26 protein-coding genes, 1 pseudogene and 1 riboswitch are annotated in these 25,284 nt (G+C 66.0%); of the genes and pseudogenes, 10 read left to right on the top strand and 17 right to left on the bottom strand.

The window, feature by feature from the left end; all coding sequences use genetic code 11:
* From N4S67_RS09410 to thiC, 5 genes are all read right to left on the bottom strand, one after another.
* Nucleotides 1-1,488: a flavin-containing monooxygenase gene (locus N4S67_RS09410; protein ID WP_260992676.1), complete on the bottom strand. Its 1,488-nt coding sequence runs from the start codon at nucleotides 1,486-1,488 to the stop codon at nucleotides 1-3.
* A 42-nt stretch (nucleotides 1,489-1,530) separates the two neighbouring features.
* Nucleotides 1,531-2,160 (bottom strand): septum formation family protein, encoded by a 630-nt coding sequence (locus N4S67_RS09405; RefSeq protein ID WP_260992675.1) that lies wholly within the window; start codon nucleotides 2,158-2,160, stop codon nucleotides 1,531-1,533.
* A 15-nt stretch (nucleotides 2,161-2,175) separates the two neighbouring features.
* Nucleotides 2,176-2,823 (bottom strand): alpha/beta hydrolase family protein, encoded by a 648-nt coding sequence (locus tag N4S67_RS09400; protein WP_260992674.1) that lies wholly within the window; start codon nucleotides 2,821-2,823, stop codon nucleotides 2,176-2,178.
* Nucleotides 2,820-3,656 (bottom strand): bifunctional hydroxymethylpyrimidine kinase/phosphomethylpyrimidine kinase, encoded by an 837-nt coding sequence (thiD, locus tag N4S67_RS09395; protein WP_260992673.1) that lies wholly within the window; start codon nucleotides 3,654-3,656, stop codon nucleotides 2,820-2,822. Before thiD ends, N4S67_RS09400 begins: the two co-directional genes overlap by 4 nt.
* A complete protein-coding gene (gene thiC / locus N4S67_RS09390; protein ID WP_260992672.1) occupies nucleotides 3,653-5,275 on the bottom strand; it encodes a phosphomethylpyrimidine synthase ThiC in 1,623 nt (540 codons plus the stop codon). Before thiC ends, thiD begins: the two co-directional genes overlap by 4 nt.
* Nucleotides 5,267-5,402, bottom strand: a riboswitch (TPP riboswitch). Its footprint overlaps the gene before it by 9 nt.
* Nucleotides 5,403-5,591: 189 nt before the next feature.
* Here thiC and N4S67_RS09385 point away from each other — a divergent pair.
* Nucleotides 5,592-7,256, top strand: a complete 1,665-nt coding sequence (locus N4S67_RS09385) for an MFS transporter (protein ID WP_260993063.1) — start codon at nucleotides 5,592-5,594, stop codon at nucleotides 7,254-7,256.
* Nucleotides 7,257-7,547: 291 nt separating this feature from the next.
* Complete coding sequence (locus N4S67_RS09380) at nucleotides 7,548-9,572, top strand: collagen-like protein (RefSeq protein WP_260992671.1); 2,025 nt, start codon at nucleotides 7,548-7,550, stop codon at nucleotides 9,570-9,572.
* A 20-nt stretch (nucleotides 9,573-9,592) separates the two neighbouring features.
* Here the strand turns inward: N4S67_RS09380 and N4S67_RS09375 are convergent, their stop codons facing one another.
* From N4S67_RS09375 to N4S67_RS09365, 3 genes are all read right to left on the bottom strand, one after another.
* The gene (locus N4S67_RS09375) at nucleotides 9,593-10,393 is read right to left on the bottom strand and encodes an exodeoxyribonuclease III (RefSeq protein WP_260992670.1); all 801 of its coding nucleotides are present in this window, start codon (nucleotides 10,391-10,393) and stop codon (nucleotides 9,593-9,595) included.
* Between the two features lie 125 nt (nucleotides 10,394-10,518).
* Complete coding sequence (locus tag N4S67_RS09370; RefSeq protein ID WP_260992669.1) at nucleotides 10,519-11,424, bottom strand: N-acetylglutamate synthase, CG3035 family; 906 nt, start codon at nucleotides 11,422-11,424, stop codon at nucleotides 10,519-10,521.
* Entirely contained in the window at nucleotides 11,424-12,017 is a 594-nt protein-coding gene (locus N4S67_RS09365; protein WP_260992668.1) for a peptide deformylase, read from the bottom strand. Before N4S67_RS09365 ends, N4S67_RS09370 begins: the two co-directional genes overlap by 1 nt.
* Nucleotides 12,018-12,150: 133 nt before the next feature.
* Here N4S67_RS09365 and N4S67_RS09360 point away from each other — a divergent pair, with 133 nt between their 5' ends.
* The 5 genes from N4S67_RS09360 to N4S67_RS09340 are packed head-to-tail and all read left to right on the top strand — an operon-like array spanning nucleotide 12,151 to nucleotide 15,437.
* Entirely contained in the window at nucleotides 12,151-12,459 is a 309-nt protein-coding gene (locus N4S67_RS09360) for a DUF3263 domain-containing protein (RefSeq protein ID WP_067805391.1), read from the top strand.
* A gap of 34 nt (nucleotides 12,460-12,493) precedes the next feature.
* Entirely contained in the window at nucleotides 12,494-12,955 is a 462-nt protein-coding gene (locus N4S67_RS09355) for a LytR C-terminal domain-containing protein (protein ID WP_260992667.1), read from the top strand.
* Nucleotides 12,956-12,965: 10 nt separating this feature from the next.
* Nucleotides 12,966-13,673: a superoxide dismutase[Cu-Zn] gene (gene sodC / locus N4S67_RS09350; RefSeq protein WP_260992666.1), complete on the top strand. Its 708-nt coding sequence runs from the start codon at nucleotides 12,966-12,968 to the stop codon at nucleotides 13,671-13,673.
* Complete coding sequence (locus N4S67_RS09345; RefSeq protein ID WP_260992665.1) at nucleotides 13,630-14,799, top strand: glutamate--cysteine ligase; 1,170 nt, start codon at nucleotides 13,630-13,632, stop codon at nucleotides 14,797-14,799. Before sodC ends, N4S67_RS09345 begins: the two co-directional genes overlap by 44 nt.
* A 17-nt stretch (nucleotides 14,800-14,816) precedes the next feature.
* On the top strand, nucleotides 14,817-15,437 hold the full coding sequence (locus N4S67_RS09340) for an LON peptidase substrate-binding domain-containing protein (RefSeq protein ID WP_260993062.1): 621 nt from the start codon (nucleotides 14,817-14,819) through the stop codon (nucleotides 15,435-15,437).
* On the opposite strand, the gene N4S67_RS09335 is transcribed toward N4S67_RS09340, so the two are convergent.
* The 8 genes from N4S67_RS09335 to N4S67_RS09300 form a co-directional block, all read right to left on the bottom strand.
* Entirely contained in the window at nucleotides 15,419-16,339 is a 921-nt protein-coding gene (locus tag N4S67_RS09335; protein ID WP_260992664.1) for an SAM-dependent methyltransferase, read from the bottom strand. The genes N4S67_RS09340 and N4S67_RS09335 overlap by 19 nt on opposite strands.
* Entirely contained in the window at nucleotides 16,332-16,691 is a 360-nt protein-coding gene (gene mnhG / locus N4S67_RS09330; RefSeq protein WP_260992663.1) for a monovalent cation/H(+) antiporter subunit G, read from the bottom strand. Before mnhG ends, N4S67_RS09335 begins: the two co-directional genes overlap by 8 nt.
* On the bottom strand, nucleotides 16,688-16,966 hold the full coding sequence (locus tag N4S67_RS09325; RefSeq protein ID WP_260992662.1) for a monovalent cation/H+ antiporter complex subunit F: 279 nt from the start codon (nucleotides 16,964-16,966) through the stop codon (nucleotides 16,688-16,690). The genes mnhG and N4S67_RS09325 overlap by 4 nt, the downstream gene beginning before the upstream one ends.
* Entirely contained in the window at nucleotides 16,963-17,496 is a 534-nt protein-coding gene (locus N4S67_RS09320) for a Na+/H+ antiporter subunit E (protein WP_260992661.1), read from the bottom strand. The genes N4S67_RS09325 and N4S67_RS09320 overlap by 4 nt, the downstream gene beginning before the upstream one ends.
* Nucleotides 17,493-19,088 carry a Na+/H+ antiporter subunit D gene (locus tag N4S67_RS09315; RefSeq protein WP_260992660.1) on the bottom strand — a complete coding sequence of 532 codons (1,596 nt, stop codon included), beginning with the start codon at nucleotides 19,086-19,088 and terminating at the stop codon, nucleotides 17,493-17,495. The genes N4S67_RS09320 and N4S67_RS09315 overlap by 4 nt, the downstream gene beginning before the upstream one ends.
* A complete protein-coding gene (locus N4S67_RS09310) occupies nucleotides 19,085-19,555 on the bottom strand; it encodes a Na(+)/H(+) antiporter subunit C (RefSeq protein WP_260992659.1) in 471 nt (156 codons plus the stop codon). Before N4S67_RS09310 ends, N4S67_RS09315 begins: the two co-directional genes overlap by 4 nt.
* Nucleotides 19,552-22,434, bottom strand: a complete 2,883-nt coding sequence (locus N4S67_RS09305) for a Na+/H+ antiporter subunit A (protein WP_260992658.1) — start codon at nucleotides 22,432-22,434, stop codon at nucleotides 19,552-19,554. Before N4S67_RS09305 ends, N4S67_RS09310 begins: the two co-directional genes overlap by 4 nt.
* Before the next feature lie 95 nt (nucleotides 22,435-22,529).
* Nucleotides 22,530-22,658 (bottom strand): hypothetical protein, encoded by a 129-nt coding sequence (locus N4S67_RS09300; protein ID WP_260992657.1) that lies wholly within the window; start codon nucleotides 22,656-22,658, stop codon nucleotides 22,530-22,532.
* A 471-nt stretch (nucleotides 22,659-23,129) separates the two neighbouring features.
* Between N4S67_RS09300 and N4S67_RS09295 the strand changes: the two genes are divergently transcribed.
* The 3 genes and pseudogenes from N4S67_RS09295 to N4S67_RS09285 all read left to right on the top strand — a co-directional run.
* Nucleotides 23,130-23,279 (top strand): hypothetical protein, encoded by a 150-nt coding sequence (locus tag N4S67_RS09295; protein WP_260992656.1) that lies wholly within the window; start codon nucleotides 23,130-23,132, stop codon nucleotides 23,277-23,279.
* Between the two features lie 59 nt (nucleotides 23,280-23,338).
* A complete protein-coding gene (locus N4S67_RS09290) occupies nucleotides 23,339-24,466 on the top strand; it encodes a hypothetical protein (protein WP_260992655.1) in 1,128 nt (375 codons plus the stop codon).
* Nucleotides 24,463-24,561: pseudogene (locus N4S67_RS09285) on the top strand (hypothetical protein); the annotation flags it as partial. The gene N4S67_RS09290 and the pseudogene N4S67_RS09285, both read left to right, overlap by 4 nt.
* Here the strand turns inward: N4S67_RS09285 and N4S67_RS09280 are convergent.
* Nucleotides 24,521-25,027 carry a DUF1707 domain-containing protein gene (locus tag N4S67_RS09280; RefSeq protein ID WP_260992654.1) on the bottom strand — a complete coding sequence of 169 codons (507 nt, stop codon included), beginning with the start codon at nucleotides 25,025-25,027 and terminating at the stop codon, nucleotides 24,521-24,523. The pseudogene N4S67_RS09285 and the gene N4S67_RS09280 sit on opposite strands and share 41 nt — an antisense overlap.
* Nucleotides 25,028-25,284 lie beyond the last annotated feature (257 nt).

Here is a 25,284-nt window from a genome sequence, read left to right as displayed (position 1 = left end):
TCACGCAATCTGATAGTCGGTCAACGGGTACTTCGAGGCCTCTTTGATCGCGGTGCGAGTCGGCATCGGTCGCAGCAGGGTGGCCTCGCCCTGCGGGTTGAAGTAGTAGGAGCGCGCCGTCGCGCAGTTTCCGACCGTGAACACCGAGTCACCGATCAGTTCGGTCATCCGCTCCAGATAGCGGGCGTTGGCGTCTTCGGTGATCTCGAACGTGGTCGCCTTTCGGCGCTTCAGTTCACCGAAGAGCCGGTCCATGTGACGCATCTGGTATTCCATAGTGTTGAAGAAGTTCAAACCCAGGAACGCGTACGGGCTGGCCAGGCTCAGGTAATTCGGGAAGTACGGCACCGACACACCCTGGTAGGCCTGGAACCTGTTCTCTCGCCACCACTTTCCGAGATTTCGCCCCTCGCGGCCGATGACTTCGATCGCCGGGAAATTCGCCTCCCACAGATCGAAGCCGGTTGCCAGCACCAGAGTGTCGATGACGGTCTTGGTGCCGTCGTTGTTGACGATCCCGTCGGGCTCGACATGGTCGATGCCGTCCGCCTGCAGGTGCACGTGGGGCTTGGTGAAGATCCGGTAGTAACTGTTGGAGAACGTCGGTCGCTTGCAGCCGAAGTCGTAATCGGGTGTGAGCTTTCTGCGCAGCTCGGGATCGCGGATAGAGATGAACCGGTGAAGCTTGGCGACGTCGGAGGCCCCGATGTTGAGTCGCCGGAAGAGGAACTGCCGATGATGCAGACCGACGTAGATGAAGAATTCGTAGATGGCGTCCGTGACGGCCCGAACTGCGCGCTGCGCCAGCGGGACTCGTGCGAACATGCGCTTCATGCGCTCGGAGATGCGGAAGTCGAGCTTGGGCACCACCCAGATCGGCGTGCGCTGGTACACGGTGAGGTCCGCTGCCTTCTTCGCCAGTTCGGGAATGAGCTGAACCGCCGTTGCGCCCGTTCCGATGATCGCCACGCGCCGTCCCTGGGGGTCGTAAGAGTCGTCCCAGTCGGTGGTGTGGATGATCTTGCCCGCGAAGTCGGTGATGCCTGCAATCTCGGGGGTCTTCGGCTGCGACAGGAATCCGGTGGCGGTGATGAGGTAGAGGGCGGTCAGCGTGTCACCGTCGGCCAGGGCGATCCGCCAGACCTTGGCGTCCTCGTCCCAGCGCGCGCCCTCGACGGTCGTGTTGAACCTGATGTGCTTGCGCACGCCGTACTTGTCGGCGACGTCATCGGCGTACTGCTTGATCTCGTCACCCGTGGAGAACAACCGAGACCAGTTCGGGTTGGGTTCGAAGAAGTAGGAGTACGTCGTGGTGGGAACATCGACGGCGAGTCCCGGATAGTGGTTGACGTACCAGGTGCCGCCCAGGTCGTCCTCGCGGTCGAGAAGAACGAAGTCCTCAATTCCCATGCGCTTGAGCTGGATGGCCGCGCCGATCCCGCCGAACCCCGCGCCCACGATGACCGCGTCGAAACGCTCCGGAGTCATGCCCTGACGGTACCTCAGGTACCGCAAACTTCCGCGACGGAGTCAGCTCTTGAGGGAGCCCGAGCGGGGCGGATCCAGGGTCGCGATGCAGGTCACCGCCCGATCGCCCTGCTCCCACGTCTCCGGGGTGGGGTACAGCACGTACAGCTGGACGCTGTCGTCGGTCATCGACTCAGGCGAGTACGCGGCCAGCGCCGGTTCGCACCTGCCCTGGAAGTCCTCGATGGCGGCCGCCCCGGGGAAGTCGCCGTCTGGCATCGTCAGCACAGCGAAGACCTCGCCGGCGTGCGACTCCGAGCACTCGACGGTGCGCACGGTCATTACCCGGGTGCTGTCGGGAATCTCGGACAGGCAATCACCGACCTGGACGTCGGTCGCGGTGACCCTGTCGTCTCCGGAGAAGAAGTAGAAGGCGAGCCCCACGGCGACCACGAGGGCCACCAGCCCCACGAGGACGCCGCCCACCAGCAGGACGATGCGACCGGTGTTCGTCTTCTTCGGCGGCGGATAGTAACCGGGCCCCGGCGGCGGATACGGCCCGCCCGGCGGTGGATAGTGCGGCTGCTGCTGCCCGAACGGTGGCTGTTGTTGTCCGGGTGGTGGCTGCTGTCCGTAGGGCGGCGGGCCGTACGGCGGGGGGCCGTACGGCGGGGGGCCCGGCGGCGTGGTCACCTCGTGACAGTAGCGTCAGTTGCGAGTGGATGCCCGGCGTTCGCCCGCAGCCAATAAACGTAGTGCCGCATCGACGGCGAGTGCGGGGACGTCGAGAGTCTTGGAGCCGAGATCGTGGCGGGCGCCAGTGACTTCGACGATCTCGGTGGCTGCGGGGATGAGCGCAGAGGCGGGACGTAACTCATCAATCGTGCCGAACGGGTCGGAGGTGCCGTGGGTGAAGACGGTCGGGGCGATGATCCGCGGGAGATGTTCGGTGCGAGCGCGTTCGGGCTTGCCGGGCGGATGCAGCGGGTAGGAGAACAGCGTCAGCACGTCGACGTCGGCGGCCGCGTCGGCGACCGCCATCGACGTCATCCGGCCGCCGTAGGAGTGGCCACCCGCGATCACCGGGCCCTCGGCCAGGCCGCGAGCCACCTCGATGGCCTCGACGACGCCCGCCTGATCTGCGGTCGCGGAACCTGACGGTGGACCCTTGGGCCGCCGCCGTCGATACGGCAGGTTGTACCGCACCGCGAGCCAACCGCGGCGTGCCCACTCATCACAAATCTTCTTCAGCAGCGGAGCCTCCCGGCTGCCGCCCGCGCCGTGCGTCAGCACCACGACGCCGCTGGCCTTGCCGTCGGGCTCGTGGGCCACCCCCGCGATCTGCTCGAGGGTCACTCGTTGAGCCTGAACAGGGCCGAGACCGGGCCATGTCCTTGGCCCAACGGGTATGCCGCGCGCAGACATTCGGTGACCCATCGTTTCCCGAACGCGACCGCGTCGGGCACGGTGTAGCCGTGAGCCAGGGCGCTGGCGACGGCGGCGGCGAGCGTGTCACCCGCACCGTGGTCGTGGCCGGTGTCGATGCGGGGCGCGTCGAATTCGCGGAACTCGGTACCGTCGAAGAGAAGGTCGGGGGCCCTCGACGAGGTGCGGAGATGCCCGCCCTTGACCAGCACCCACTGCGGTCCCAGCGCGTGCAGGGCGCGGGCCGCATCGCGTTGTGACGCGTCGTCGACCACCTCGACGTCGACGATCAAACGCACCTCGTCGAGATTGGGGGTGACCACGGTGGCCAACGGAAACAGTTGCTCCTTCAGCGAATTCAGCGCGCTGGGATGCAGCAGCGGGTCGCCGTGCATGGATGCGCACACCGGGTCGACCACGAGTGGGACGGCTCCCGCCAATCCTTGCTGTCGCCATGCGCCAGCGACGGTGTCGATGATCGCCGACGACGCGAGCATGCCGGTCTTCGCGGCCTGCACACCGATATCGGATGCCACGGCGTCGATTTGGCCGGCGATAACGTCGAGCGGGATCTCGTGAAAGCCCTTCACTCCCATCGAGTTCTGCACCGTCACCGCGGTGACCGCAACCAGTCCGTGCACGCCGAGCAACGCGAACGTCCGCATATCGGCCTGGATACCTGCCCCGCCCCCGGAGTCCGACCCCGCGATGGTCATCACCCGCACCGGTGTGGTGCGGGGTTGGGGCAGCGGCAGGTAGGTCATGCGAGCGGCAGGTAGACGCGATTGCCGTGTTCGGCGAATTCTCGTGACTTCTCGGCCATGGCCGCTTCGATGGCCTCCTCGCTGTCCAGACCGTGCTTGGCCGCGTAATCGCGGACGTCCTGGGTGATGCGCATGGAGCAGAACTTCGGTCCGCACATCGAGCAGAAATGTGCCGCCTTCGCAGGTTCAGCGGGCAGCGTCTCATCGTGAAACGCGCGTGCGGTGTCGGGGTCGAGCGACAGTGCGAACTGGTCGTTCCAGCGGAACTCGAACCGGGCGCGCGACAGCGCGTCGTCGCGCTCCTGTGCCCGGGGATGCGCCTTCGCGAGATCGGCGGCGTGCGCGGCGATCTTGTACGCGATCACGCCGTCTTTGACGTCCTTGCGATCGGGCAGCCCGAGATGTTCCTTAGGCGTGACGTAGCACAGCATCGCGGTGCCGGCCTGCGCGATCATCGCAGCCCCGATCGCGCTGGTGATGTGGTCGTAGGCCGGAGCGATGTCGGTGGTCAGCGGGCCGAGGGTGTAGAACGGGGCCTCCTCACAGAGCTCCTCTTCAAGACGCACGTTCTCCACGATCTTGTGCATCGGCACGTGGCCCGGACCTTCGATCATCACCTGCACACCATGAGATTTCGCGATCTTGGTCAGTTCGCCCAGTGTGCGCAGTTCGGCGAACTGGGCGGCGTCGTTGGCGTCGGCGATCGAGCCGGGCCGAAGGCCGTCACCCAACGAGAACGTCACGTCATACTGCTGCAGGATCTCGCACAGTTCCTCGAAATGGGTGTACAGGAACGACTCCTGATGATGCGCGAGGCACCATGCAGCCATGATGGAGCCGCCGCGGCTGACGATGCCTGTGACCCGCTTAGCGGTCAGCGGCACGTAGCGCAGCAGCACACCCGCGTGCACGGTCATGTAGTCGACACCTTGCTCGCACTGTTCGATCACGGTGTCGCGGTACAGTTCCCAGGTCAGCGCAGCAGGGTCACCGTTGGTCTTCTCCAGCGCCTGATAGATCGGGACGGTGCCGACCGGCACCGGTGAGTTGCGCAGGATCCATTCGCGGGTCATGTGGATGTCGCGGCCGGTCGATAGGTCCATGATCGTGTCTGCGCCCCAGCGGGTGGCCCACACCATCTTGTCGACTTCCTCGGCGATCGAGCTGGTCACGGCCGAATTGCCAAGATTGGCATTGACTTTCACCGCGAACGCCTTGCCGATGATCATCGGTTCGGCCTCTGGATGGTTGTGGTTGGCGGGGATGACCGCGCGGCCCCGCGCCACCTCGTCGCGCACCAACTCAGCGGCCACGCCCTCGCGCGCGGCGATGAACGCCATCTCGGCGCTGACCTCGCCGGCGCGGGCCCTCTGCAGTTGCGTGCCGCGGTCGCGCACGACTCCGGGCCGCGGGGGCAGGCCGGCATGCAGGTCGAGGGTGGCGTTCGTATCGGTGTAGGGACCTGAGGTGTCGTACAGGTCGAGGTGCTCACCGTTGGACAGGTTCACGCGGCGGAACGGAACCTTGGCGCCCGGCACAGCGTCGAGCTCGCGGTAGATCTTCGTACTGCCCGCGATGGGACCGGTGGTCACAGACGGATCGACGACAACATCAGTCATTACTGCATCTCCCTACGCCGGCATTACCCGGTCAGGTTCGTACGGTCGACAGCACCTTCGGCGAGCCGATGACTCGGCTCCAGCTGTCCTCTCAGCGCACTGGGTGTGCGCTCCCGTGTGGACGCTTGTCACGTTAGCGCGCCGATGGCCTCGGCGGGAACCAGGAATTGCCGCGAGTTGGTTTGTATAGCTAATATATGTGTTTTGCGATTGCGGAGAAGCGAAGCTGATGGCGACTGAACTCGAAAAGACCAAACCCCCGCTGGTTACGGATGCGAAGGTGGCCGTCGTCGAGACGGCGCGCCGGCGGCGGCGCATGGATAACGACCACCCGCTCTATAAGTGGGTCGCGCTGTCGAACACCACCCTGGGCACGCTCCTGGCGACCATCAACGCATCCATTGTGTTGATCTCGCTGCCCGCCATCTTCCGTGGGATCGGCCTGAATCCGCTGGCGCCGGGCAATGTCAGTTACCTGCTGTGGATGCTGATGGGCTACCTCGTGGTGACGGCGGTGCTCGTCGTGCTGTTCGGTCGACTCGGCGACATGTACGGCCGGGTGCGCATTTACAACATCGGGTTCGTCGTCTTCACCTTCTCTGCCATCGCGCTGTCCTTCGACCCGTTTCACCTCGACGGCGGCGCGTTATGGCTGATCGCGTGGCGCGTCGCCCAGGGCGTCGGAGGCGCGATGCTGATGGCATCCTCGTCGGCGATCCTGACCGACGCGTTTCCGGCGAACCAGCGCGGCATGGCGCTCGGCGTGAACATGGTGGCGGCAGTGGCGGGATCGTTCCTCGGTCTGTTGATCGGCGGTGTGCTGGCCGAGATTCACTGGCAGGCCATTTTCTGGGTCGGCGTGCCGATCGGAATCGTGGGGACGATCTGGAGCATGCGCTCGCTGAAGGAACTCGGCGTCCGCACACCGGGAAGGCTCGACTGGCCGGGCTGCCTGACGTTCGGGGTCGGGCTGACCTTGCTGCTGGTCGGCATCACCTACGGCATCCAGCCGTATGGCGCATCGACGACCGGTTGGACGAATCCGTGGGTGCTCGGCGCGATCGGCGCGGGACTGCTACTGCTGGTGGTGTTCTGCCTCGTGGAATTGCGTGTGGCACAGCCGATGGTCAACATCCGCCTGTTTCGGTCGACGGCGTTCGGGATGGGCAATCTGGCAGGCCTGATGTCGTCGGTCGGACGCGGCGGTCTGCAGTTCATGCTCATCATCTGGCTGCAGGGTATCTGGCTTCCGTTGCGCGGCTTCGATTTCGAGTCAACGCCGCTGTGGGCGGCCATCTACATGCTGCCGATCACCATCGGGTTCCTGATCGCGGGTCCGCTGGCAGGTTCACTGTCGGATCGCTTCGGAGCCCGGCCGTTCACCGTCGGCGGCATGCTGTTGATGGGTGTCTCCTTCGTCGCCCTGGTGATGATTCCCGTCGATTTCGACTACTGGGTGTTCGCGCTGCTGATCTTCCTCAACGGGTTCGGCGGCGGAATCTTCACCGCTCCCAACACCGCAGCGATCATGTCGAGTGTTCCTCCCGCCGAACGCGGTGCGGCGTCGGGTGTTCGCGCGACATTCTTCAACGCCGGCTCATCACTGTCGATCGGCATCTTCTTCTCTTTGATGATTGTCGGCCTGGCGAACACGTTGCCTGGCGCGTTGAGCACGGGGCTACAGGAGCAGGGCGTCTCTGCCGCGGTCGCGCACGAGGTGTCGAATCTGCCGCCGGTCGGCAGCCTGTTCGCTGCATTCCTCGGTTACAACCCGATCGAAGAGCTCCTCGAGCCGTATCACGCACTGCAACAGCCGGGCGTGAACGCCGAAGTGCTGACGGGGCAGACATTTTTCCCGCACCTGATCATCGAGCCGTTCCACTCTGGTCTTGTCGTGGTGTTCATCGCCGCGGCGGCGATGATGGTCATCGGCCTGATCGCCTCGCTGTTCAACCCGGGCCGCTACGCCGACGACGGATAGCGGCTGCGGGCAGACAAATCAGTCGCCGCTGACAGGAATTCGGCATGTCCGCGCTCGTGGCCAACCGTCCGACGGAGTCGCAGGCCATTTCGCCTGTGCTGCTTGCGATGATGACCTGCAATGGCTGGACTCCTCGAGCCGTCGGGTCATCGGCTTTGCCGCTCGCCGGGTGCGCGGATTCCAGATGCGGCACGTCTGGTCCGAATCTTTAGGGATTTCCCTAATTCAAATTATGGGCCGCCTCCTTAGCGTCGATATCGCCCGAATCGGGTCAGGCAAGGGGAATTTGACATGGCCGTTAGTAAGCATGTGTCGTTGGCGGTTGCGCCGCTGTTGGTCAGCGGTGTGATGATCGCCGGTGCCAACGTCCTACTGATCCGGCCACCCGAACCAACACCCGCGACCGCGGCTCGCGAGGTCCGCAGTGCTCACGTCGCGCCCGCGGCCGTGTCGGTGCCGTGGCTGCTGCCCGGCCGTGGGCCGGCGCCGGCAGAGTCGGTACCGGATCCAGCCCGTCCACTCGGTGTATACGGGCCGTTGTCATTCGCCGAGATTCTCGCAGGCGTCGAACATCTCAGTGGTCCCCGCACATCGTCGATCACAGACTTCCGCCCTACCCGTACATCGACATTCGCGGTTGGTTCCGCCAGGACTCGTCCAGGCTTGGCGCGGGCAGCCGCTTCTTCTCCTTCGTCTGCCACGATCTCTTTGGCATACGTCGACCCGGCCGCAGATCTGCTCGGCTGGGCCGTCGGCTTCTTCGTCGGCAACGGTCAGGACGCGGCGGCCGACTGCACCGGCGATGCATGCAACGGCGGCAACGGCGGAATCCTGTTCGGCAACGGCGGCGCCGGTGCCAATGGCGGCAAGGGCGGCAATGCCGGCCTGTGGGGTAACGGCGGACGCGGCGGCGACAGCTTGACAGCGGGTGTGGCCGGGGGCGCCGGCGGCAACGGCGGGTTCTTCGTCGGCAATGGCGGCGCCGGCGGTCACGGCGGCATCGGGGCCAACGGAGGTGACGGTGGCTTCTCGGGCACGTTGGTCGGCAATGGCGGCGCAGGAGGCAACGGCGGCAACGGGATAACGGGAACGGCCGGCACCAATGGTCAGAACGGTACCGACGGTCAGGACGGTGACGACGGCACCGACGGCGGAGACGGTGCGAACGGTGGACCGGGCGGTCATGGTGTCGACGGCGCCGACGGTGCCAATCCCGCAGGCCCGCCTGGTGAACATGGCCTGCCCGGGGAAAGCACACCTCCCACACCCGGCGCAAACGGTCAACCGGGAAGCCCCGGCGGCAATGGCGGACGCGGCGGCAGCAGCATCATCTTCGGCGATGCCAAGGGAGCCAACGGCGGCAACGGCGGCGCAGGCACCACGGGCGGCAATGGTGGCAACGGTGGAGAAGGAGGCCTTGCGTCCAGCGGGATCTGCTGCTCCGCGGTCGGCGGCAACGGCGGCAATGGAGGCGACGGCGGCCAAGGCGCAGCGGGTCAGCCAGGTGCCAACGGGACGCAAGGTGGTGCAGGCGCTGCCGGCGGTAACGGCACGGCCGGAGGTGCCGGCCAAGCCGGAACAAGCGGCACCGCCGGCGGCAAGGGCGGCGCCGGTACGCCCGCGGGTGCGGGGGGCAAGGGTGGCGCCGGGAGCTGGTTCTTCGGTTCCGGCGGCGTCGGCGGCAGCGGCGGTGTTGGCGGCGACGGCGGAACTGGCGGCACCGGCGGAGACGGCGGCAGCGGAGGCAATGGTGGCGCCGGCGGCAACGGCGGCGACGGTGGCAACGGAGGGATCGGCGGCAACGGCGGTGATGGCGGCGACGGCGACGACGGCGGCAACGGCGGTAATGGTGGAAACGGTGGCAAGGCCTCGACGTTCGTCGGTGAAGCGACGCCTGGGAAAGGTGGTGCTGCCGGAAAAGCGGGCGCAGGAGGCGAAGGCGGCGAAGGCGGTGAAGCCGGCGCAGGCGGGAATGGTGGCGCCGCGGGTGAAGGCGGTGCCGGAGGCGGCGGGGGCGCCGCTGGAAAAGGTGGCGCTGCGGGGGCGGGCGGCGCCGGAGGTCAGGGCGGCGCTGCGGGCCAAGGAGGATCCGGCGGATTCTTCGGCAGCAACGGCGGCACCGGCTCGACAGGTGCCAACGGTCAGACAGGCAAGTCGGGACAGTCAGGATCTGACGGCACTACTGGAAACACCGGCGCTTCGGGCACTGCGGGCAAGGCCGGTAGTGCGGGTGCGTCGGGTACGGCGGGTAAAGCCGGTGACGACGGCGCAGCGGGTCAGCCGGGTAAGGCCGGCAGTGAGGGCGAGGACGATTAGGCGCTAACGGCGCGAGGGTGCTATGTCAGTTCGACGAGCACTGGGGCATGATCACTGGCGCCCTTGCCTTTTCGTTCCTCTCGCACGATCTCGGCGCGGGTGACGCGATCGGCCAGCGCCGGCGAACCGAGAATGAAGTCGATACGCATCCCGCGATTCTTCGGAAACCTCAACTGGGTGTAATCCCAATACGTGTACACGGCGGGGCCCGGGGTGTACGGCCGCACCACGTCCGTGTACTGCGCGTCGACTATCGCCTCGAAAGCCGCTCGCTCAGCCGGAGTGACGTGCGTGCTGTTGGCATAGAAATCGACGCTCCACACGTCCTCGTCGGTCGGCGCGATGTTCCAGTCGCCGACAAGGGCGATCGGCGCATCCGGGTCTTGAGTCAGCCACTTCTGCGCCGCATTACGCAGCGCCGCAAGCCATTCCAGCTTGTATTGGTAATGCGGGGAGCCGACGAAGCGCCCGTTGGGAATGTACAGACTCCAGACCCGCACCCCGTTGCAAGTCGCGCCGAGTGCGCGCGCCTCCGCCGCGGCCGCGACGTCGGGTTTGTCGCTCCACGTCGGCTGGCCGTCAAAGCCGACCTCCACGTCGTCGATGCCGACACGTGACGCGATCGCCACTCCGTTCCACTGATTGAACCCGCAGTGCACGACGTCGTAGCCGGCCGCCATGAACGGCATCATCGGAAACTGCTCGTCGGAGCACTTCGTCTCCTGCATCGCGAGTACGTCCACCTCGGCGCGCTCCAGCCAGTCCGCCACGCGGTCGACCCGCGCGCGAATCGAATTCACGTTCCACGTAGCGATCCGCACAAACCGAGAGTACGGAGGCGGATCCACCGGCGGATCTGCGGGGTTGATCACCTTCCTGGGTGGGGAGGCGGCGGCGATGGGGCGGCGGTGGCGTTGGTTGCACCGTCGGTGCAGTCGCGGCCCTTCTAGAGCGCATCTGCTGGAACGTATCGAGACCGGTGCTGGACGGTGAAGGCCATCGACTCGAAAAGCCTTGACGCCGCGGTGTTGTCGACCAGCACCTGCAGGTAAGCGCGCGCCGCACCGTGTTCGGCCCCCCACGCCAACAGCGCTGCGCACAACTGGCGCGCGTACCCGGTTCGGCGCTGATCCTCGGCGACGCGCACTGCCGACAGCCCTACCCATCGAGTGCCGTCCGGCGCGTCGGTCACCGCCGCACGTCCAACCGCCGCGCCCGGGATGGAGCCGAACACCACCTCTCCATCAACGGTGGCGGTCAAGACCTCGATCGGCACGTCACGCTCGTACACCCGCATCCAGTCCGGGTCGGGTTGTGCCAGCAACCGCACCGGGTCATCGTCGGCGTCCACGCCCGCTTCGACACCGGCGTCGCGGACCATCACAAGAGTCTCGAGGTGCGGACGGACACCGCCCGGTAAGCGAAACAGCCTGTCCGGCAACGACAACCACGGCGTCAACCCACGCGTTGTGTAATGCTCGGCGATCGCGGGCAGCGCAGACACGTCAGCCTCTACACCCAGTGGCACAGCCGAATTGCCGCGATGCGTCACACCACGGGCGGAACGTAGCAGCCAGCCGTCCAGCCACTGATGTTCCAAACCCGGCCACGCCAGCGCCGCCGCATGCTCGACATTGCGAATGTCCGACGTGCGCACCGGTGCCGCTGCCAGCTCCTTGATGGTCACCACATCATCGGAGTCGACTGACACCACGTCGCCACGTTTGGTGCGCACCCGCACTGCCGCACCGGTCGAAAGCAGATGACCGATCACGTCGGTGAGCGGTGGCGTCGACCCGGCGGGCAGGCGATATCGGATCACCACCCGCGTCCCCACCGGAGGCAGCGGCATCAATGCCCGAAGGGATCGGGGTCCTTGCCCGGCATCCACGACAGCCCGGGCACGCCCCAGCCGTGCGACTTCACCGCACGCTTGGCGCCACGCGCGTGCCGGCCGACCAGCCGGTCCAGATAGAGGAATCCGTCGAGATGGCCGGTCTCGTGCTGCAGCATTCGCGCGAAGAGGCCGGTGCCCTCGAGCGTTATCGGTGCGCCGTCGGCGTCCAGCCCCGTCACCCGCGCCCACTCCGCGCGCCCGGTCGGGAACGACTCGCCCGGCACCGACAGGCAGCCCTCATCATCGTTGTCGGGGTCGGGCATGGTCTCGGGCACCTCGGAAGTTTCCAGCACCGGATTGACGATGACACCGCGCCGCCGGGTGGTGCGGCCGCGCTCGTCGGCGCAGTCGTATACGAAGACTCGTTTCGCGACACCGATCTGGTTGGCGGCCAACCCGACACCGTTCGCGGCGTCCATCGTGTCGTACAGATCGGCAATCAGCTCCGCCAAATCGGCGGGCAGCGAACCATCCTGCGCCACCGGCACCGGTTCGGTCGCGGTGTGCAGGACGGGATCTCCCACGATGCGGATGGGTACGACAGCCATCGGGCAAGCTTAAGTCGGCAAGCTAATGCGCCGACTCGCGGGCATGTCGGACGCCTGACCCTCCAAACCCGTGGTTGAATGAGCGCCGAACCACAGCGATGTCATTCGAGTGTCGGAAGGGTCCAGGAGCGAAATGGACGGCGCGATTGCGCGGACTGAGCAATCCGGGGACGACTCTGAGCTCACCGATGGCCTGACCCGACGAGAGCACGACATCTTGGCGTTCGAGCGTCAGTGGTGGAAGTACGCCGGCTCGAAAGAGGACGCGATCAAAGAGCTCTTCTCGATGTCGGCCACGCGTTACTACCAGGTGCTGAATGCGCTGGTGGACCGTCCCGAGGCGCTGGCAGCGGACCCGATGCTGGTGAAGCGGCTCCGACGGCTGCGCGCCAGCCGGCAGAAGGCGCGTGCGGCGCGCCGTCTCGGTTTCGACGTCACCTGAGGTCTTTCGGGTACCGCTCGATACAGTGGGCGCAATGAACCAGCGGAACTCGACCGGCCTTCCCCTTCGCGCCATCGTGATGGTGCTCCTCTTTCTGGGAGTCGTGTTTCTGCTGGTCGGCTTGCAGGCACTGGGCTCAGACGGCGACGACGACAGCGAACAGGCGCCGATCGCCACGACAGCCACCACCACAGCCGCGAAACCTGCCGAATCCGCCGCGCCCGCGCGTCCCGAGGTGCGCGTCTTCAACATCTCAACGGTGCAGGGCGCCGCAGAAGGCGCGGCCAACCGGCTTCGTGAGGACGGTTGGAACGTCGCCGACACCGGCAACCTAGAGCTCCCGGACGTCACCGCCACGACGGTGTACTTCAGCGACGCTCCCGGCGAACGGGAAGCAGCCGAGGACGTCGGCCGGTTGCTGGACGCGCCGGTCGAGCCGCGGGTCCCCGAAGTCGCCGACCAGCCGCCCGGCGTGGTCGTGGTGGTCACCGGCTAGGCTCTTGCTCATGCTCAAGACTGCCGCTGCCGCTGCCTTGTTCGCCGTTCCCGCTCTTGCGTTGAGCGCTTGCTCCGCACCCGAAGAGCCCGCCAGCACGACGGGCACCACGCCGTCGATCTGGACCGGCTCCCCGGAGCCTGCGGCGCCGGCCGGTGAAGAGGGACAAGCCGCGGCACCCGCCGAAGGGGAGGGTGGTGGCGAAACGCTGACCGCCGATCTGAAGTCCCCGGACGGGACATCGGTGGCCACCGCCGAGATCGCGTTTGCCAACGGGTACGCCACCGTCACCGTGCGGACTACCGCTTCGGGCCAGCTGACGCCGGGATTCCACGGAATCCACATTCACTCGGTCGGCAAATGTGAGGCCAGCTCGGTGGCACCGACCGGTGGCGCGCCCGGTGACTTCAACTCCGCCGGTGGACATTTCCAGGTTGCCGGCCACAGCGGGCACCCCGCCAGCGGCGACCTGACCTCGCTGCAGGTCCGCGAGGACGGCTCGGCGATGTTGGTGACGACCACCGACGCGTTCACCGCCGAGGATCTGACGGGCGAGGCCAAGACAGCGATCATCATTCACGAGAAGGCCGACAACTTCGCCAACATCCCGCCGGAGCGCTACCAGCAGGTGAATGGCAACCCGCCGCCCGACGAGGCGACGCTGTCCACCGGCGATGCCGGAAAGCGCGTGGCCTGCGGTGTCATTTCCGCCGAGTAAGGCATCGGCTGGCAGCCGCATAAACTTCAAGGGCTCACCCCGCCCGACGGTCGGGGTTGAGTGGGAGTTCGCCTTGGTCGACGCCGAAACGCGTGCCCTGAGCAACGAGGCTGCAGGCGTCATCGAGGAACTCGGCGAGAACAATCCGCACGTACACAAAGAGCTTCTGCGCAATACGGTCGAAATCGTCACCGGCATCTGTGATTCCGTCCCTGATGCGATGGATGATCTGCGCTCCACGCTGGTGACCGCTCGTCAGATCGTCCGCAATCGCGGCATGGAGTTGTTCTGTGCGGGCACGCATCCGTTCGCGAAGTGGTCGCCGGGAAGCCTGACCGACGCGCCCCGTTACGCCGAACTGATCAAGCGCACCCAGTGGTGGGGCAGGCAAATGCTCATCTGGGGCGTGCATGTGCACGTGGGGATTTCGTCGTCGCACAAGGTGATGGCGATCAACACCTCACTGCTCAACTACTATCCGCATCTGCTGGCCCTGTCGGCGTCGTCGCCGTTCTGGGACGGCGAGGACACCGGTTACGCGTCCAACCGGGCGATGATGTTCCAGCAGCTGCCCACCGCCGGTCTGCCGTTCCACTTTCAGACATGGGCTGAGTGGGAAGGTTTCGTCGACGATCAGAAGAAGACCGGCATCATCGACCACATGAACGAGATCCGTTGGGATATCCGGCCTTCACCACACATAGGAACCGTCGAGGTGCGGATCTTCGACGGCGTGTCCAACTTGCGCGAACTGGGCGCGCTGGTCGCGTTGACGCACTGCTTGATCGTCGACCTGGACCGCCGCCTCGATGCCGGGGAGTCCCTGCCGACCATGCCGCCATGGCATGTGCAGGAAAACAAGTGGCGCGCAGCGCGTTATGGTCTCGACGCGGTGATCATCCAGGACGCCGACAGCAACGAGCGGCTTGTGACCGAGGACCTCGACGATCTGCTCAACCGACTCGAGCCGGTGGCCACGTCGCTGCATTGTGCCGACGAGCTTGCCAATGTCGCCGATATCTACCACCGAGGGGCGTCCTATCAACGGCAACGCCGCGTCGCCGAGGAGCACGACGGCGATCTGCGCGCGGTAGTGGATGCGCTCACGGCCGAACTGGACATCTGAGCGTGGCCGTCGTGCCGATGTTCCCCCTCCAGGTGGCGATGTTGCCCGGCGAGGAACTGCCCCTGAGGATCTTCGAACCGCGCTACACCGCGATGGTGAAAGACTGCCTGGCGATGGACGATCCCGCCTTCGGCGTCGTATTGATCGAGGCGGGTCGCGAGGTCGGCGGCGGTGACACCCGTAGCGACGTGGGCGCACTGGCCCACATCGCCGAATGCGCGGACTTCGGCGACGGGCGCTACCGGCTGAAGTGTGTGATGGCAGAGCGGATCCGGGTGCTGGAATGGCATCCAGACAACCCATATCCGCGCGCGGCGGTCGAGGTGTGGCCCGACGAACCGGGAGATCCGATCGACCTCGACGCGATCCGCGACATCGAGGACCGGATGGTCGCGCTGTTCGAGCGTATCGCCGCGGCACGCGGCGCGCAGGTGGACGCACGCGACATCGTCGCAGGCGCCGACGACGTCCCTGATGCCGGAATGTGGTTGTACGGATTGACGGCTCGGCTACCCATGGGGCAGGCAGACCGCTACGCGATTCTGGCGGCACCCACCGTCGCCGAGCGCATCGCTGCGCTCAGCGATGCCGTCGAAACCGTCACCGCCATGGTGGAGTTTCAGCTCAAGGCCGAGTAACAGACCCGGTGCGCCTCCACGAACACCGTTCGGGGTGCGACGTTCTCGGCATCTTCCGACCCGCAGCGGCCGTAGCGGTTCATGAGATCCATCGCCTCGACCGACGTCACCTCCCAGCCGCGATCACCGAGCCATTCCGCGACGTCAGTACGGTCCTCGATGTACCACAGGTGCTCGACGTCGAAGGCATCCTTGTCATCACCGGCGCCGTTCTCCTCGCGCAGTTGACGCAGTTGCTCACGGCGGCTGGCCAGATACTCCTCATCGAAGAACCCGGCGCCGAAGGACTCGACCGCGATCCGGCTGCCACCGGCGCTGAGGCCGTGAATCCGCTCGAACAACAGATCCTGCCCTTCCGCGGGCAGATACGGCAGCAGCCCCTCAGCGGCCCACGCCACCGGCTCCGAGGGGTCGAACCCCGCATCCCGCAGCGCCGCGGGCCAGTCCTGGCGCAGATCGACGGGGACCCGCACGTATTTGGTGGCGGGCTCGGCGTTCTTTGCGCGAAGCGTATCTGCTTTGAATGCCAAGACTTTCGGCTGATCGATCTCGTATACGACGCTGCGGTTCACCCACGGCAGCCGCCACGCCCTGGCGTCCAGTCCGGCGGCCAGGATGACAGCTTGCTCGATCCCGTTGGCGCCCGCAGCGATGAAGAACTCGTCGAAGAACTTGGTCCGTGAGGCGGCATAGCCCCCGATCGACCGGATTCGCTCGACGACGTACGCGGGCGGCAGTTGCCAGCCCCGCTCGACCGCCGCGTCGACGAACATCTGCGCGTACGGGTCGGTGAACAACGGGCACTCCGACGTCGCTTCCTGGGCGCGCGACCACGCGACCCCGAGTGCGGTGGCCCCCACGCTCTCGGTGATGTCCCAGCTGTCGTCCTCGGTTCTAACCACTGTTACCGGATTCCCCGTCGATGGTGAACTCATGCATTTCGTCCCGGGTCAGCAGGTCGTCGCGAATGCTGCGCTCTCGATACGCGAGCTGACCCACACGGTTGGCGATCACCGGCGCAGTGATGACGGTGAACAAGCCGGCAAGGATCAGCATGCCGACGTCGATATTTCCCCGCAACCGGATCGCAGCGCCGGCCAGCACCAGCAGCAGGCCCAGCACCTGTGGCTTGGATGCCGCGTGCATTCTTGTCAATGTGTCGGGGAAACGGACTACCCCGATCGCGGCGGTGAGCGCCAGCGTCGAGCCGCCGAGGACGAGCACACCGGTGATGATGTCGAGGGTGTTCGTCATGCGCTGCGCCCCGGCTCTTCGATGTCCGGAACGCGGAAACGCGCCACACTGACCGAGCCCACAAAGCTGATCAGCGCGAGCGCGGTCAATGCGTACGTCACCGTGGTGTCCAGACTGAACGCTGCCCAGGTGCCGATCCCACACATCGTCACGGCGACGAGCGTGTCGAGCGCAACCAGTCGATCCAGGGTGCTCGGGCCCGACAGCAGCCGGAACATCGTGAAGACGGCGGCGGTCGTGAGCATGATTGCGGCGATGATCCACACGGCTGTCATTCGGTCTCCTTGAAAGCCGAAGGCCGCCAGTCGCGTTCCCGTTCGAAAGTCGCGACCAGCAGTCGTTCCACCTCGGTCACCTGACGGTAGAACCGATTGACTGCCCGCTCCGAGCCGACATCGATCACATGCATGTAGAGCAGCCGGCGGGCCTGGTCGATCTCCAGCACGATCGATCCGGGGACCAGGTTGAAGATGTTGACCGCCAGCGCCAGCACGAGGTCGGATTGGACCGCCAGGTGGGCGCGCAGCACGGCGGACAGCGGCGGAGGTCCCGGCCGGACCGCCAGGACCGCGACTTGCACCGATGACAGGATCAGGCGGTATAGGACCGTCAGGATCAACCGCAGCAGCGATAGGACATGCACCCTGCCCTCGACGGGCACCGCGGGAAGCGGCAGGAGCTTCGTGATCATCAGCGCGATCACGAAGCCGGACAGGATGTTGGCCGCAGAGAAGGTGCCCCACAACAAGATCCACACCAGCACCAGCCAGCAGAGCACCCAGGCCCGTAGCGCGACGGCTCTCATCGTGGGCCCACCACCGCGGAGATGTACTGGTCGCGGTCGAGGACCTCACTGGCGGCGCGCTCGCTGTAGGCGACGATCGGGCCGGCGAAGATGGTCAGCGCCAGGCCCACGAGGATCAGAGCGCCGGTCGGTGCCACCATCCCTATCGGCATGCGGCCCACGTTGTCGCGGTCCACGAACTGGATGTCCTCGGGCTCGTGCAGCAGCGCCGAGGGCACCGCGGCCGAAAGGTGGCCCTCGGGTGCGTCCTCCCGGGATCGCCAGAATGCCGTGGTCCACACCCGGGTCACGACGTACAGCGTCAGCAGGCTGGTGAGCACGCCCCCGCCGACCAGCACCCAGGCCAGCGCGGAGCCGTTCTGCGCGCCCGCCTCCAGTAGCGCGACTTTGCCGATGAAGCCGGAGAAGGGCGGTATGCCACCGAGATTGAGGGCGGGCACGACGAAGACGAACGCGAGCAGAGGACTGGCCGCAGCCAGCCCGCCCAGCCGTTGCATTGTCGACGCTCCGGCTTGACGTTCGATGAGTCCGACGACCAGGAACAGTGTCGTCTGCACCAAGATGTGATGGGCCACGTAGTAAATCGCACCGGACATGCCGAGCTGGCTCGACAGTGCGATGCCGAACACCATGTAGCCGATGTGGCTGACCAAGGTGAACGACAACAGTCGCTTGATGTCGCTCTGCGCAATGGCGCCGAGGATTCCGATGAGCATGGTCAGCAGAGCCGCCACCAACAACAACGGGTCCAGACCGCCGCTGGGAAACAGTAGGGAATGTGCCCGGATAATCGCGTACACACCGACTTTCGTCAGCAGGCCGGCGAACACCGCGGTCACGGGTGCCGGTGCGGTGGGGTAGGAGTCCGGCAGCCAGGCCGACAGCGGGAAGACTGCCGCCTTGATGCCGAACGCCACCAGCAGCACCGCGAACAGGGCTGAACGTGTGCCGGCCGGCACGTCGTCGAGTCGGACCGCCAATTCGGCCATGTTCAGCGTTCCGGCGGCGGCGTAGACGAGCGCGATGCCGAACAGGAACACCATCGACGACACCATCGACACCATCACGTACGAGATGCCCGCGCGCACGCGGTCCTTGCTTGCGCCGATGGTGAGCAGGACGAAGCTGGCTGACAACAGCACCTCGAACCCGACGAACAGGTTGAACAGGTCACCGGCCAGGAACGCGGTGCAGACGCCCGCCGACAGGACTAGATACGTCGGCAGAAATATCGAGACGGGCTGGCGTTCGTCCCCGTCCCGGATACCCTGGCCGATCGCGTAGAAGACCACGGCCAGCAGCACGACCGATGACACCACGAGCATCAACGCCGACAACCGATCGACCACCAAGGTGATGCCTAGCGGCCCCATGCCGGCCACCGACTGGCCCCATCCGCCGACGTGCAGGACGAGGGTGCCGTCCCGGTCGGCGAGGTAGAGCAGCACACCGCACACCACCACGACGAAGGACAGCGCAGCCAGAGCCAGGGCGCGCTGCAACCGGGGTTTGCGGCCAGCGAACAGCGTCACCGCGGCGGCGATGGTCGGGATCAGCACGGGCAGTGGCGTCAGTACCGAGGCGAGAGTCACTTGGAGCCCTCGTATCCCGGCAGGGCGTCCAGCTCGTCGGCCTGGTCGGTGTCGCGTTCCGGTACGTGTTGAGGTCGATCCTCCTCGACGGCGGCGGCGTCTTTCGCGGCCTTCTCAGAGACCTTCGCATCCTCGGGGTCGTTGCCGACTTCCTCTTCGGTGGTCAACCGATACGACCGGTAGGCCATCGCCAGTACGAACGCGGCAACGCCCATGGTGATGACGATGGCCGTCAGGATCATGCCCTGCGCCAACGGGTCTGCGGTGGCGGATCCACCGTTGCTCGTGCGTCCCCGGACCGGCGGGTTGCCCGACGGCCCGCCGACCATCAAGAGCAGTAGGTTGATCGCATTGCCGATGAGCAACAGCCCCAACAGCATTCGAGTGAGGTTGCGTTCCAGTAGCAGATAGACCCCCGCGCTGGTGAGGCCTCCGACCAGGACGAGCGGAACGAGATAAGTCGTCATCGAGCTCTCACCGTGTCTGCTTTCGGGGCCATTTCGACGTCGATGCGAGCTCCCAGGCTTCGAAGAACGTCCAGGACGAGACCGACGACGACCAGGTACACGCCGAGATCGAACAAGAGCGCGGTGACGAATTTGACGGTGCCGAGCACCGGGACGTCGATCTCGATCAGCGCCGATGACAACGCAGGCGCCCCCACCAGCAGCGAGGCCAACGCGGTTCCTGCCGATAGGCATAGACCTGCGCCCAGAATCTTGCCTGCGTCCAGCGGCAGGGTTTCGCCGAGTTCGTAGCGACCGCCGGCCAGATAACGCAGCACCAGCGCAAGCCCGGCGGTCAGGCCGCCTGCGAACCCGCCACCGGGAGTGTTGTGCCCGGCGAAGAAGAAGTAGGCCGACAGCACCATGATCAACGGGAAGATGATGCGCGTTGCGACTTCCAGCACCAGCGATCGGTGCCGCGGATCGCGCAGTTCGCTGCCTCGCAGCCAGGTGATGTCACCGATTCCCGGACTGTTGTTGAGACTGGCCGGCAGCCGTCCGACGTCGGGCTGCCCGACGTCGGAGACTCTGGGCGCGATGCCGAACCGTCTGTGCCGGAACACCATTGACGCCACACCTGTCGCGGCGACGAGTAGCACCATGATCTCGCCCATGGTGTCCCACGCGCGGATGTCCACGAGCAGTACGTTTACCGCGTTGGCGCCGTGACCGCGTTCATAGGCCGCGTCGGGAATCAGTGCGGCGATCGGGTTACCCGAGCGGGCGGCCATGGCGTACACCCCGAGGGTGGTGACCGTCGCGCCGACGGCCAACGCCAGCACGGCGCGCGGCCACCGGTAACGCCGGATATGCGTGCGATCGGCCTCGGCGGGCAGGGTCCGCAGCACCAGCACGAAGATCACCAGCATGAGCGTCTCGACCAGGAATTGGGTCAGCGCCAGATCAGGTGCTCCGTGGAAAGCGAAGATGGCGCCGCAGCCATAGCCCGTGACGCCCACCAGCAGCACGGCCGCCAGCCGGTTGCGCATCACCATTGCGCCCAGCGCGGCCGCGAGGATCACCAGCCCGACCACCACCTGCAGCGGCGAATCCCACAGTGCCAGGTCGGGATTGTTGCGCGCGCCAAGCGCGAGGGCGATCGCCGGTACCACCACGAGAGTCGTCAGGATCGCCGACTGGGTGGCTGGTATTGAGCCGCGCTGGGTGATCGCGGTCAGCCGTACCGACAACAGATCCAGCTTGCGCACCGCCGCGTCGTAGATGTGATCGGCGTTGCCAAGGGGTTGACGCACCGTGCGCCACCGTCGGAGCCGTGCCCGGCCGAAGAACATCGCGGTGCCTGCGGCGAGCACGACTACGGACAGCAGCAGTGGAAGGCCCAGCCCGTGCCACAGGGCGAGGTGGTACTCCTCGCCACCCGGCACCGTGTCCGCGTAGCCGTCGAGCATGCTGTCGAGGCGGTCGGGCCACAACCCGAAGACAAGCCCGGCGGCGGCGAGGATCGCAGGTGCGGCGAAGAACCCTGTCGGTATCCGATGCATCTCGGCGACGCGCCTGCTGGGTTTTGGTAAGCCTTTGCGGCCGAAGGCACCTACGAGTACCCGCAAGCTGTAAACGGTGGTGAACACCGAGCCCACGGCGATCGCGGCGAGCACGAACGGTGCCGCTGCGCCGAGCGTCGGGCTATGCAGAACGGTTTCGAAGTCGGCCTCCTTGGCGACGAACCCGAGGAAGGGCGGCAGTGCCGCCAGGCTCGCGACGGCCCCAATGGCGATGACGTAGAGCGCGGGGCTGCGAGTGCCGAGCCACGCCAACCGTCGGATGTCACGAGTTCCTGTGGCGTGGTCGATGATGCCGACCACCATGAACAGCGCGGCTTTGAACATCGCGTGCGCGCACAGCATCGCAAGTCCGGCCAGCATCATGTCCTTGCCGCCCGCGCCGACCATCACCGTGATCAGTCCCAACTGGCTGACGGTGCCGAACGCCAGGATCAACTTCAGGTCGTATTCGCGTATCGCACGCCACCCCGCCAGCAACATGGTCAGCACGCCGAGCGTGATCACCGTCGGGCGCCACGGTGGCAGGTCGGCGAATCCCGGAGTCAGCCGCGCAATGAGGTAGACGCCGGCCTTGACCATCGCCGCGGCATGCAGATACGCACTGACGGGCGTCGGTGCGGCCATCGCGCCGGGCAGCCAGAAGTGCATGGGAACGATCGCGGACTTGGACAGCGCGCCGACGAGCACCAGCACCACACCGACCGATGCGGCCGCGCCCGTCGGTGGCGCGGAGATGAGCTCCGACAACATGTAGGTGCCCGCCATGTTGCCCAGCACGATGATTCCGACCAGCATCGCGAGGCCGCCGAACGTCGTCACCAACAGCGCCTGGGTGGCCGCCCGCCTGCTGGTGGCGCGCTCGGCATAGTGGCCCACCAACAGGAACGACAACACCGTGGTGAGCTCCCAGAACACGTAGAGCACCAGCATGTTGTCGCTCGTGACAAGACCGAACATCGCACCGGAGAAGGCGACCAGTTCGGCGGCGAAGCTGGGCAGGCGCTTCTCGGTATGCCCGTCGTGATGATGGAAGTAGTCGGCGCAGTAGAACAGCACCAGAGCGCCGATGCCGAGCACCAACACGCTCATGATCGCGGCGAGCGCATCGAAGCGCAGCGAGATGTCCATCGACAGCTCGGGCACCCAGGACACCTCAGCCGTCCGCGCCCCACCGGCCGCCGGCCAGTTCAAGACCACCCAGACCAAAGAAGCCAGCGGCACGAGAGCCAGTGGGTAGAACGCCAGCCGACCCCACCGGTGGACGAGCAGGGGAGCCAACGCGGTCGCGACCGCGTGGGCAAGCAGAATGACGAGCATGGCACTCCGGTTCGTGCAGTAGGTCGGCGATGAGCCGCCAGGCGAAGAGCAGATTGCGGGGTGTCAGCCGGTTAAGTGGCTTCAGTGGTTGGACGTCAGTCTACGTGGGCGTATGCGTTCCCCACCTGCATCGTCGGCGTCATTGATGTGGTAAGGCCGGTGCCGCGCAGCGCCGAACCGTTGCGGTGCTCGACTCGACGCTCGTCGGGAACGACCCGTCTCACGATGTGATACGAGTCTCTTCGGCCGTGCGATGTGAATCAGGCCGCGATCGGCGAACAGATACCCGATGTCCGGTTTTCGGTCGATTTGTTGCCCGCCGATATGTCGACTGGTGTCGGCCACAGCCCGCGGTGTTCGGCGTGTGGACCTATGTCCGACGACTCTGTACCGACCTTTGCACCAGCCTGACCAGCCTTGTTTGCTGGCGCAGGAGTCCATCGAACCTGACCTACCAGTAAGTTGACTGCCGAGAAGGCACCATAACCGCGGTTATGATCAAGATCAATGACGGGTTTGCCAGCAGCACGCTTCTCCCGTGAATCCGTCCCATAACAGCAACGATGTGACCGACAGTGCCAGCTATCGCGCCGAGGCCCGGCGACGCACCGCGACCAAAATTGCTACTTGACCGAAGGTTACTGTCAGGTAAGTTCTGGCGCGACGGGGGAATTGACGGCCCAGAAAGGTCAGACATGCAATTAGCTGAACGCTCATCATTCGCTGCAGGAGTGGCGATCGTCGGAGCCGGCATCCTCGTCGCGGCACCGGTGGCGCCGCCCATGCCGGACATCCCTGATCCGGTGTCCGCGATGCGTTCTGCGGTCGTGGGCTGTCCGCTCTGACCAATCCGTTGATCGCGGCTCTATCGCCCGCCGTTCGGGACGCTTCCGGCCCGGCGGACGTGCTTGCCAGGGCCGCGGCGGCGCAGACTGCTGCTGCGGCGAGTGCGCTGCTGCCTCCATTGCCGCAACTGCCCAGCCCGCAGGAGCTTTTTGAGGTTGCTTCCGAGTTCATCGCGGTGTTCGGCACCGCACTCTCCGACGCCCCGGCGCAAATCCAACTTGCAGTTGAGCAAATTTCCGCAGGCCAGATCACGTCGGCGTTGAACACGATCGTCAACATCGTCCTGACCCCGGTCACCGGCCCGGTACTGGATGCCATCTTCAGCGGGACCGGCCCGCTGGTCGACCTGGTCGGGCTCCTGCAGCGTCCGTTCGCCGGGGTGCCCCCGATCTCGAACGTCATCGGCCTGCTGGGCGATCCCGACTTTCTGCTGACCGTCGGGCTGGGGCCGTTGCAGTCGATCTACGCCCTCACCTCGGCCGTGGGCGGGGCCGCGGAGGCGATGCTCGATGCGGCCGAGGCGGGCAATCCGGGAGCGTTTGTCAGCAGTCTCGTGAAGGGCATCGGTGACGTCACCGAGGCGGTGATCGACCGGCTGCTGAATCCGGGCACGCCGCCTTACGGGTACGACCGGGGTCTGATCGCCGGCCTGATCGAAGCGGGCAAGATGATCTTCGCCGCATTGACCGCGCCCGCGACGGCCGCCCTGCCAGCGACTGCGGCGATCACCGCGTCGACTACGGAGGCCGCCGCCACGTTCACGTTGTCGACCACTCCCGAGATCGAAGCTGAGCCGGTTGCCGGGCCTGATTCGGCGCCACCTGTCTCCGACCTGGCGGGCGCGGCCGAGGAGGAAGCGGAGCAGTCGGAGGTGGTTACCGACGAAACCGAGCAGGTGGAGGTGGTGACCGACGAGTCTGAGGAGTCCCTCGAGCCGACCGATGAAGAAGCGGGCGAAGAGGAGTCCGATGTGCGGACTGGAATCGTCGCGGTCCCAGGTGAGGTCGCCGTTGGCGTGGCAGGCGATGATGAGACGCCGACAGGCGCTGTGACGCAGCCGGTTTCGACAACGGATGACGATCAGGCCGGCGCGGCCACGCCAAGTGCAGGCACTGACCCGGACACCGCAGACGGCGACGGCGACGGCGCCGGTGATGGTGACGGCGGCGACGGCGACAACGAGTGAGCGCTGCGGTAGGCCCCTCCTGCCGGGGAGGGGCCTACCGTTCTGCGTTAAGCATCAGTGCCAAGACAGTCGACCGACACCGGACGAACATCCTGGCCAGACTGGGCCCGCGTGACCGACTTGCATTGACGCGCTACGCGATCCGGGCTGGACTGATCGGACCGTGAGCGCATGGCTGACGACGCCGATGCCCGCTCCGAGGATGGGCCAGATCGGCCAGAAGTACCACGCGCCTGCCGTGAGGCCGACGGCCAACCAGACGGTCAGCACGATGAATACCATCGTCAGATAGGCGGCGAGGTGGATCTGCACGCCGCGGCGTGCCGCCTTCCTCCGAGCCGCCTGTCGACGAGGGTCGTTGCGCCGCAGCTGGGCCAGCGGCAGGTCGGCGACGAGTAGGCGGAGGTCAGCGGTGGTGTGCGCGCTGAACGCCGCCTGCAGCCTGGTCTCGTACTCCGTCATCTCCAGGTATCCCTGGGCGAGCGCTTGGCCGAGTTGATCAGCGGTCTTCTCCCGCTCACGGTCGCCGGCTCGAACAACTGGCGCGATGGGCGCGGTCATAGTGCCTCCGGAGATCGATCTTGACAATGACTAGTTAACCCGACTATGCCGCCTCAACTAGTCACTGTCAAGATGCAGATTCGGGTGTCAGCGGTCGCGCGCGCAACCCGCTACTTCACCAAAGAACTTGCCCTTGAAAATGTCTTCGCTCGAGTTTGCGAATCAGGGATAAAAATGCTGACCACCGCAATACCGTTGGCCCGGCGGCCTTAACCACGCGTGGACCGGCCGGCAACCGGCGAGGGGAAAGAGGCAGC

The sequence above is a fragment of the Mycobacterium deserti genome, from assembly GCF_025345615.1.
Lineage (GTDB): Bacteria > Actinomycetota > Actinomycetes > Mycobacteriales > Mycobacteriaceae > Mycobacterium > Mycobacterium deserti.
Note: the sequence above shows the minus strand (reverse complement) of the source record. Positions and strands in the feature narration are given on the sequence as shown.

What these genes read in the sequence shown, in the direction of transcription:
- N4S67_RS09305 (WP_260992658.1), bottom strand. Translation starts at nt 22,434, where the DNA reads ATGCTCGTCATTCTGCTTGCCCACGCGGTCGCGACCGCGTTGGCTCCC.
- thiC (WP_260992672.1), bottom strand. Translation starts at nt 5,275, where the DNA reads ATGACTGATGTTGTCGTCGATCCGTCTGTGACCACCGGTCCCATCGCG.
- N4S67_RS09325 (WP_260992662.1), bottom strand. Translation starts at nt 16,966, where the DNA reads ATGACAGCCGTGTGGATCATCGCCGCAATCATGCTCACGACCGCCGCC.
- N4S67_RS09365 (WP_260992668.1), bottom strand. Translation starts at nt 12,017, where the DNA reads ATGGCTGTCGTACCCATCCGCATCGTGGGAGATCCCGTCCTGCACACC.
- N4S67_RS09345 (WP_260992665.1), top strand. Translation starts at nt 13,630, where the DNA reads ATGCCGGAAAGCGCGTGGCCTGCGGTGTCATTTCCGCCGAGTAAGGCA.
- thiD (WP_260992673.1), bottom strand. Translation starts at nt 3,656, where the DNA reads ATGACCTACCTGCCGCTGCCCCAACCCCGCACCACACCGGTGCGGGTG.
- N4S67_RS09385 (WP_260993063.1), top strand. Translation starts at nt 5,592, where the DNA reads ATGGATAACGACCACCCGCTCTATAAGTGGGTCGCGCTGTCGAACACC.
- N4S67_RS09380 (WP_260992671.1), top strand. Translation starts at nt 7,548, where the DNA reads ATGGCCGTTAGTAAGCATGTGTCGTTGGCGGTTGCGCCGCTGTTGGTC.
- N4S67_RS09355 (WP_260992667.1), top strand. Translation starts at nt 12,494, where the DNA reads ATGAACCAGCGGAACTCGACCGGCCTTCCCCTTCGCGCCATCGTGATG.
- N4S67_RS09295 (WP_260992656.1), top strand. Translation starts at nt 23,130, where the DNA reads ATGCAATTAGCTGAACGCTCATCATTCGCTGCAGGAGTGGCGATCGTC.
- N4S67_RS09310 (WP_260992659.1), bottom strand. Translation starts at nt 19,555, where the DNA reads ATGACGACTTATCTCGTTCCGCTCGTCCTGGTCGGAGGCCTCACCAGC.
- N4S67_RS09340 (WP_260993062.1), top strand. Translation starts at nt 14,817, where the DNA reads ATGTTCCCCCTCCAGGTGGCGATGTTGCCCGGCGAGGAACTGCCCCTG.
- sodC (WP_260992666.1), top strand. Translation starts at nt 12,966, where the DNA reads ATGCTCAAGACTGCCGCTGCCGCTGCCTTGTTCGCCGTTCCCGCTCTT.
- N4S67_RS09280 (WP_260992654.1), bottom strand. Translation starts at nt 25,027, where the DNA reads ATGACCGCGCCCATCGCGCCAGTTGTTCGAGCCGGCGACCGTGAGCGG.
- mnhG (WP_260992663.1), bottom strand. Translation starts at nt 16,691, where the DNA reads ATGACGAACACCCTCGACATCATCACCGGTGTGCTCGTCCTCGGCGGC.
- N4S67_RS09370 (WP_260992669.1), bottom strand. Translation starts at nt 11,424, where the DNA reads ATGCCGCTGCCTCCGGTGGGGACGCGGGTGGTGATCCGATATCGCCTG.
- N4S67_RS09320 (WP_260992661.1), bottom strand. Translation starts at nt 17,496, where the DNA reads ATGAGAGCCGTCGCGCTACGGGCCTGGGTGCTCTGCTGGCTGGTGCTG.
- N4S67_RS09360 (WP_067805391.1), top strand. Translation starts at nt 12,151, where the DNA reads ATGGACGGCGCGATTGCGCGGACTGAGCAATCCGGGGACGACTCTGAG.
- N4S67_RS09410 (WP_260992676.1), bottom strand. Translation starts at nt 1,488, where the DNA reads ATGACTCCGGAGCGTTTCGACGCGGTCATCGTGGGCGCGGGGTTCGGC.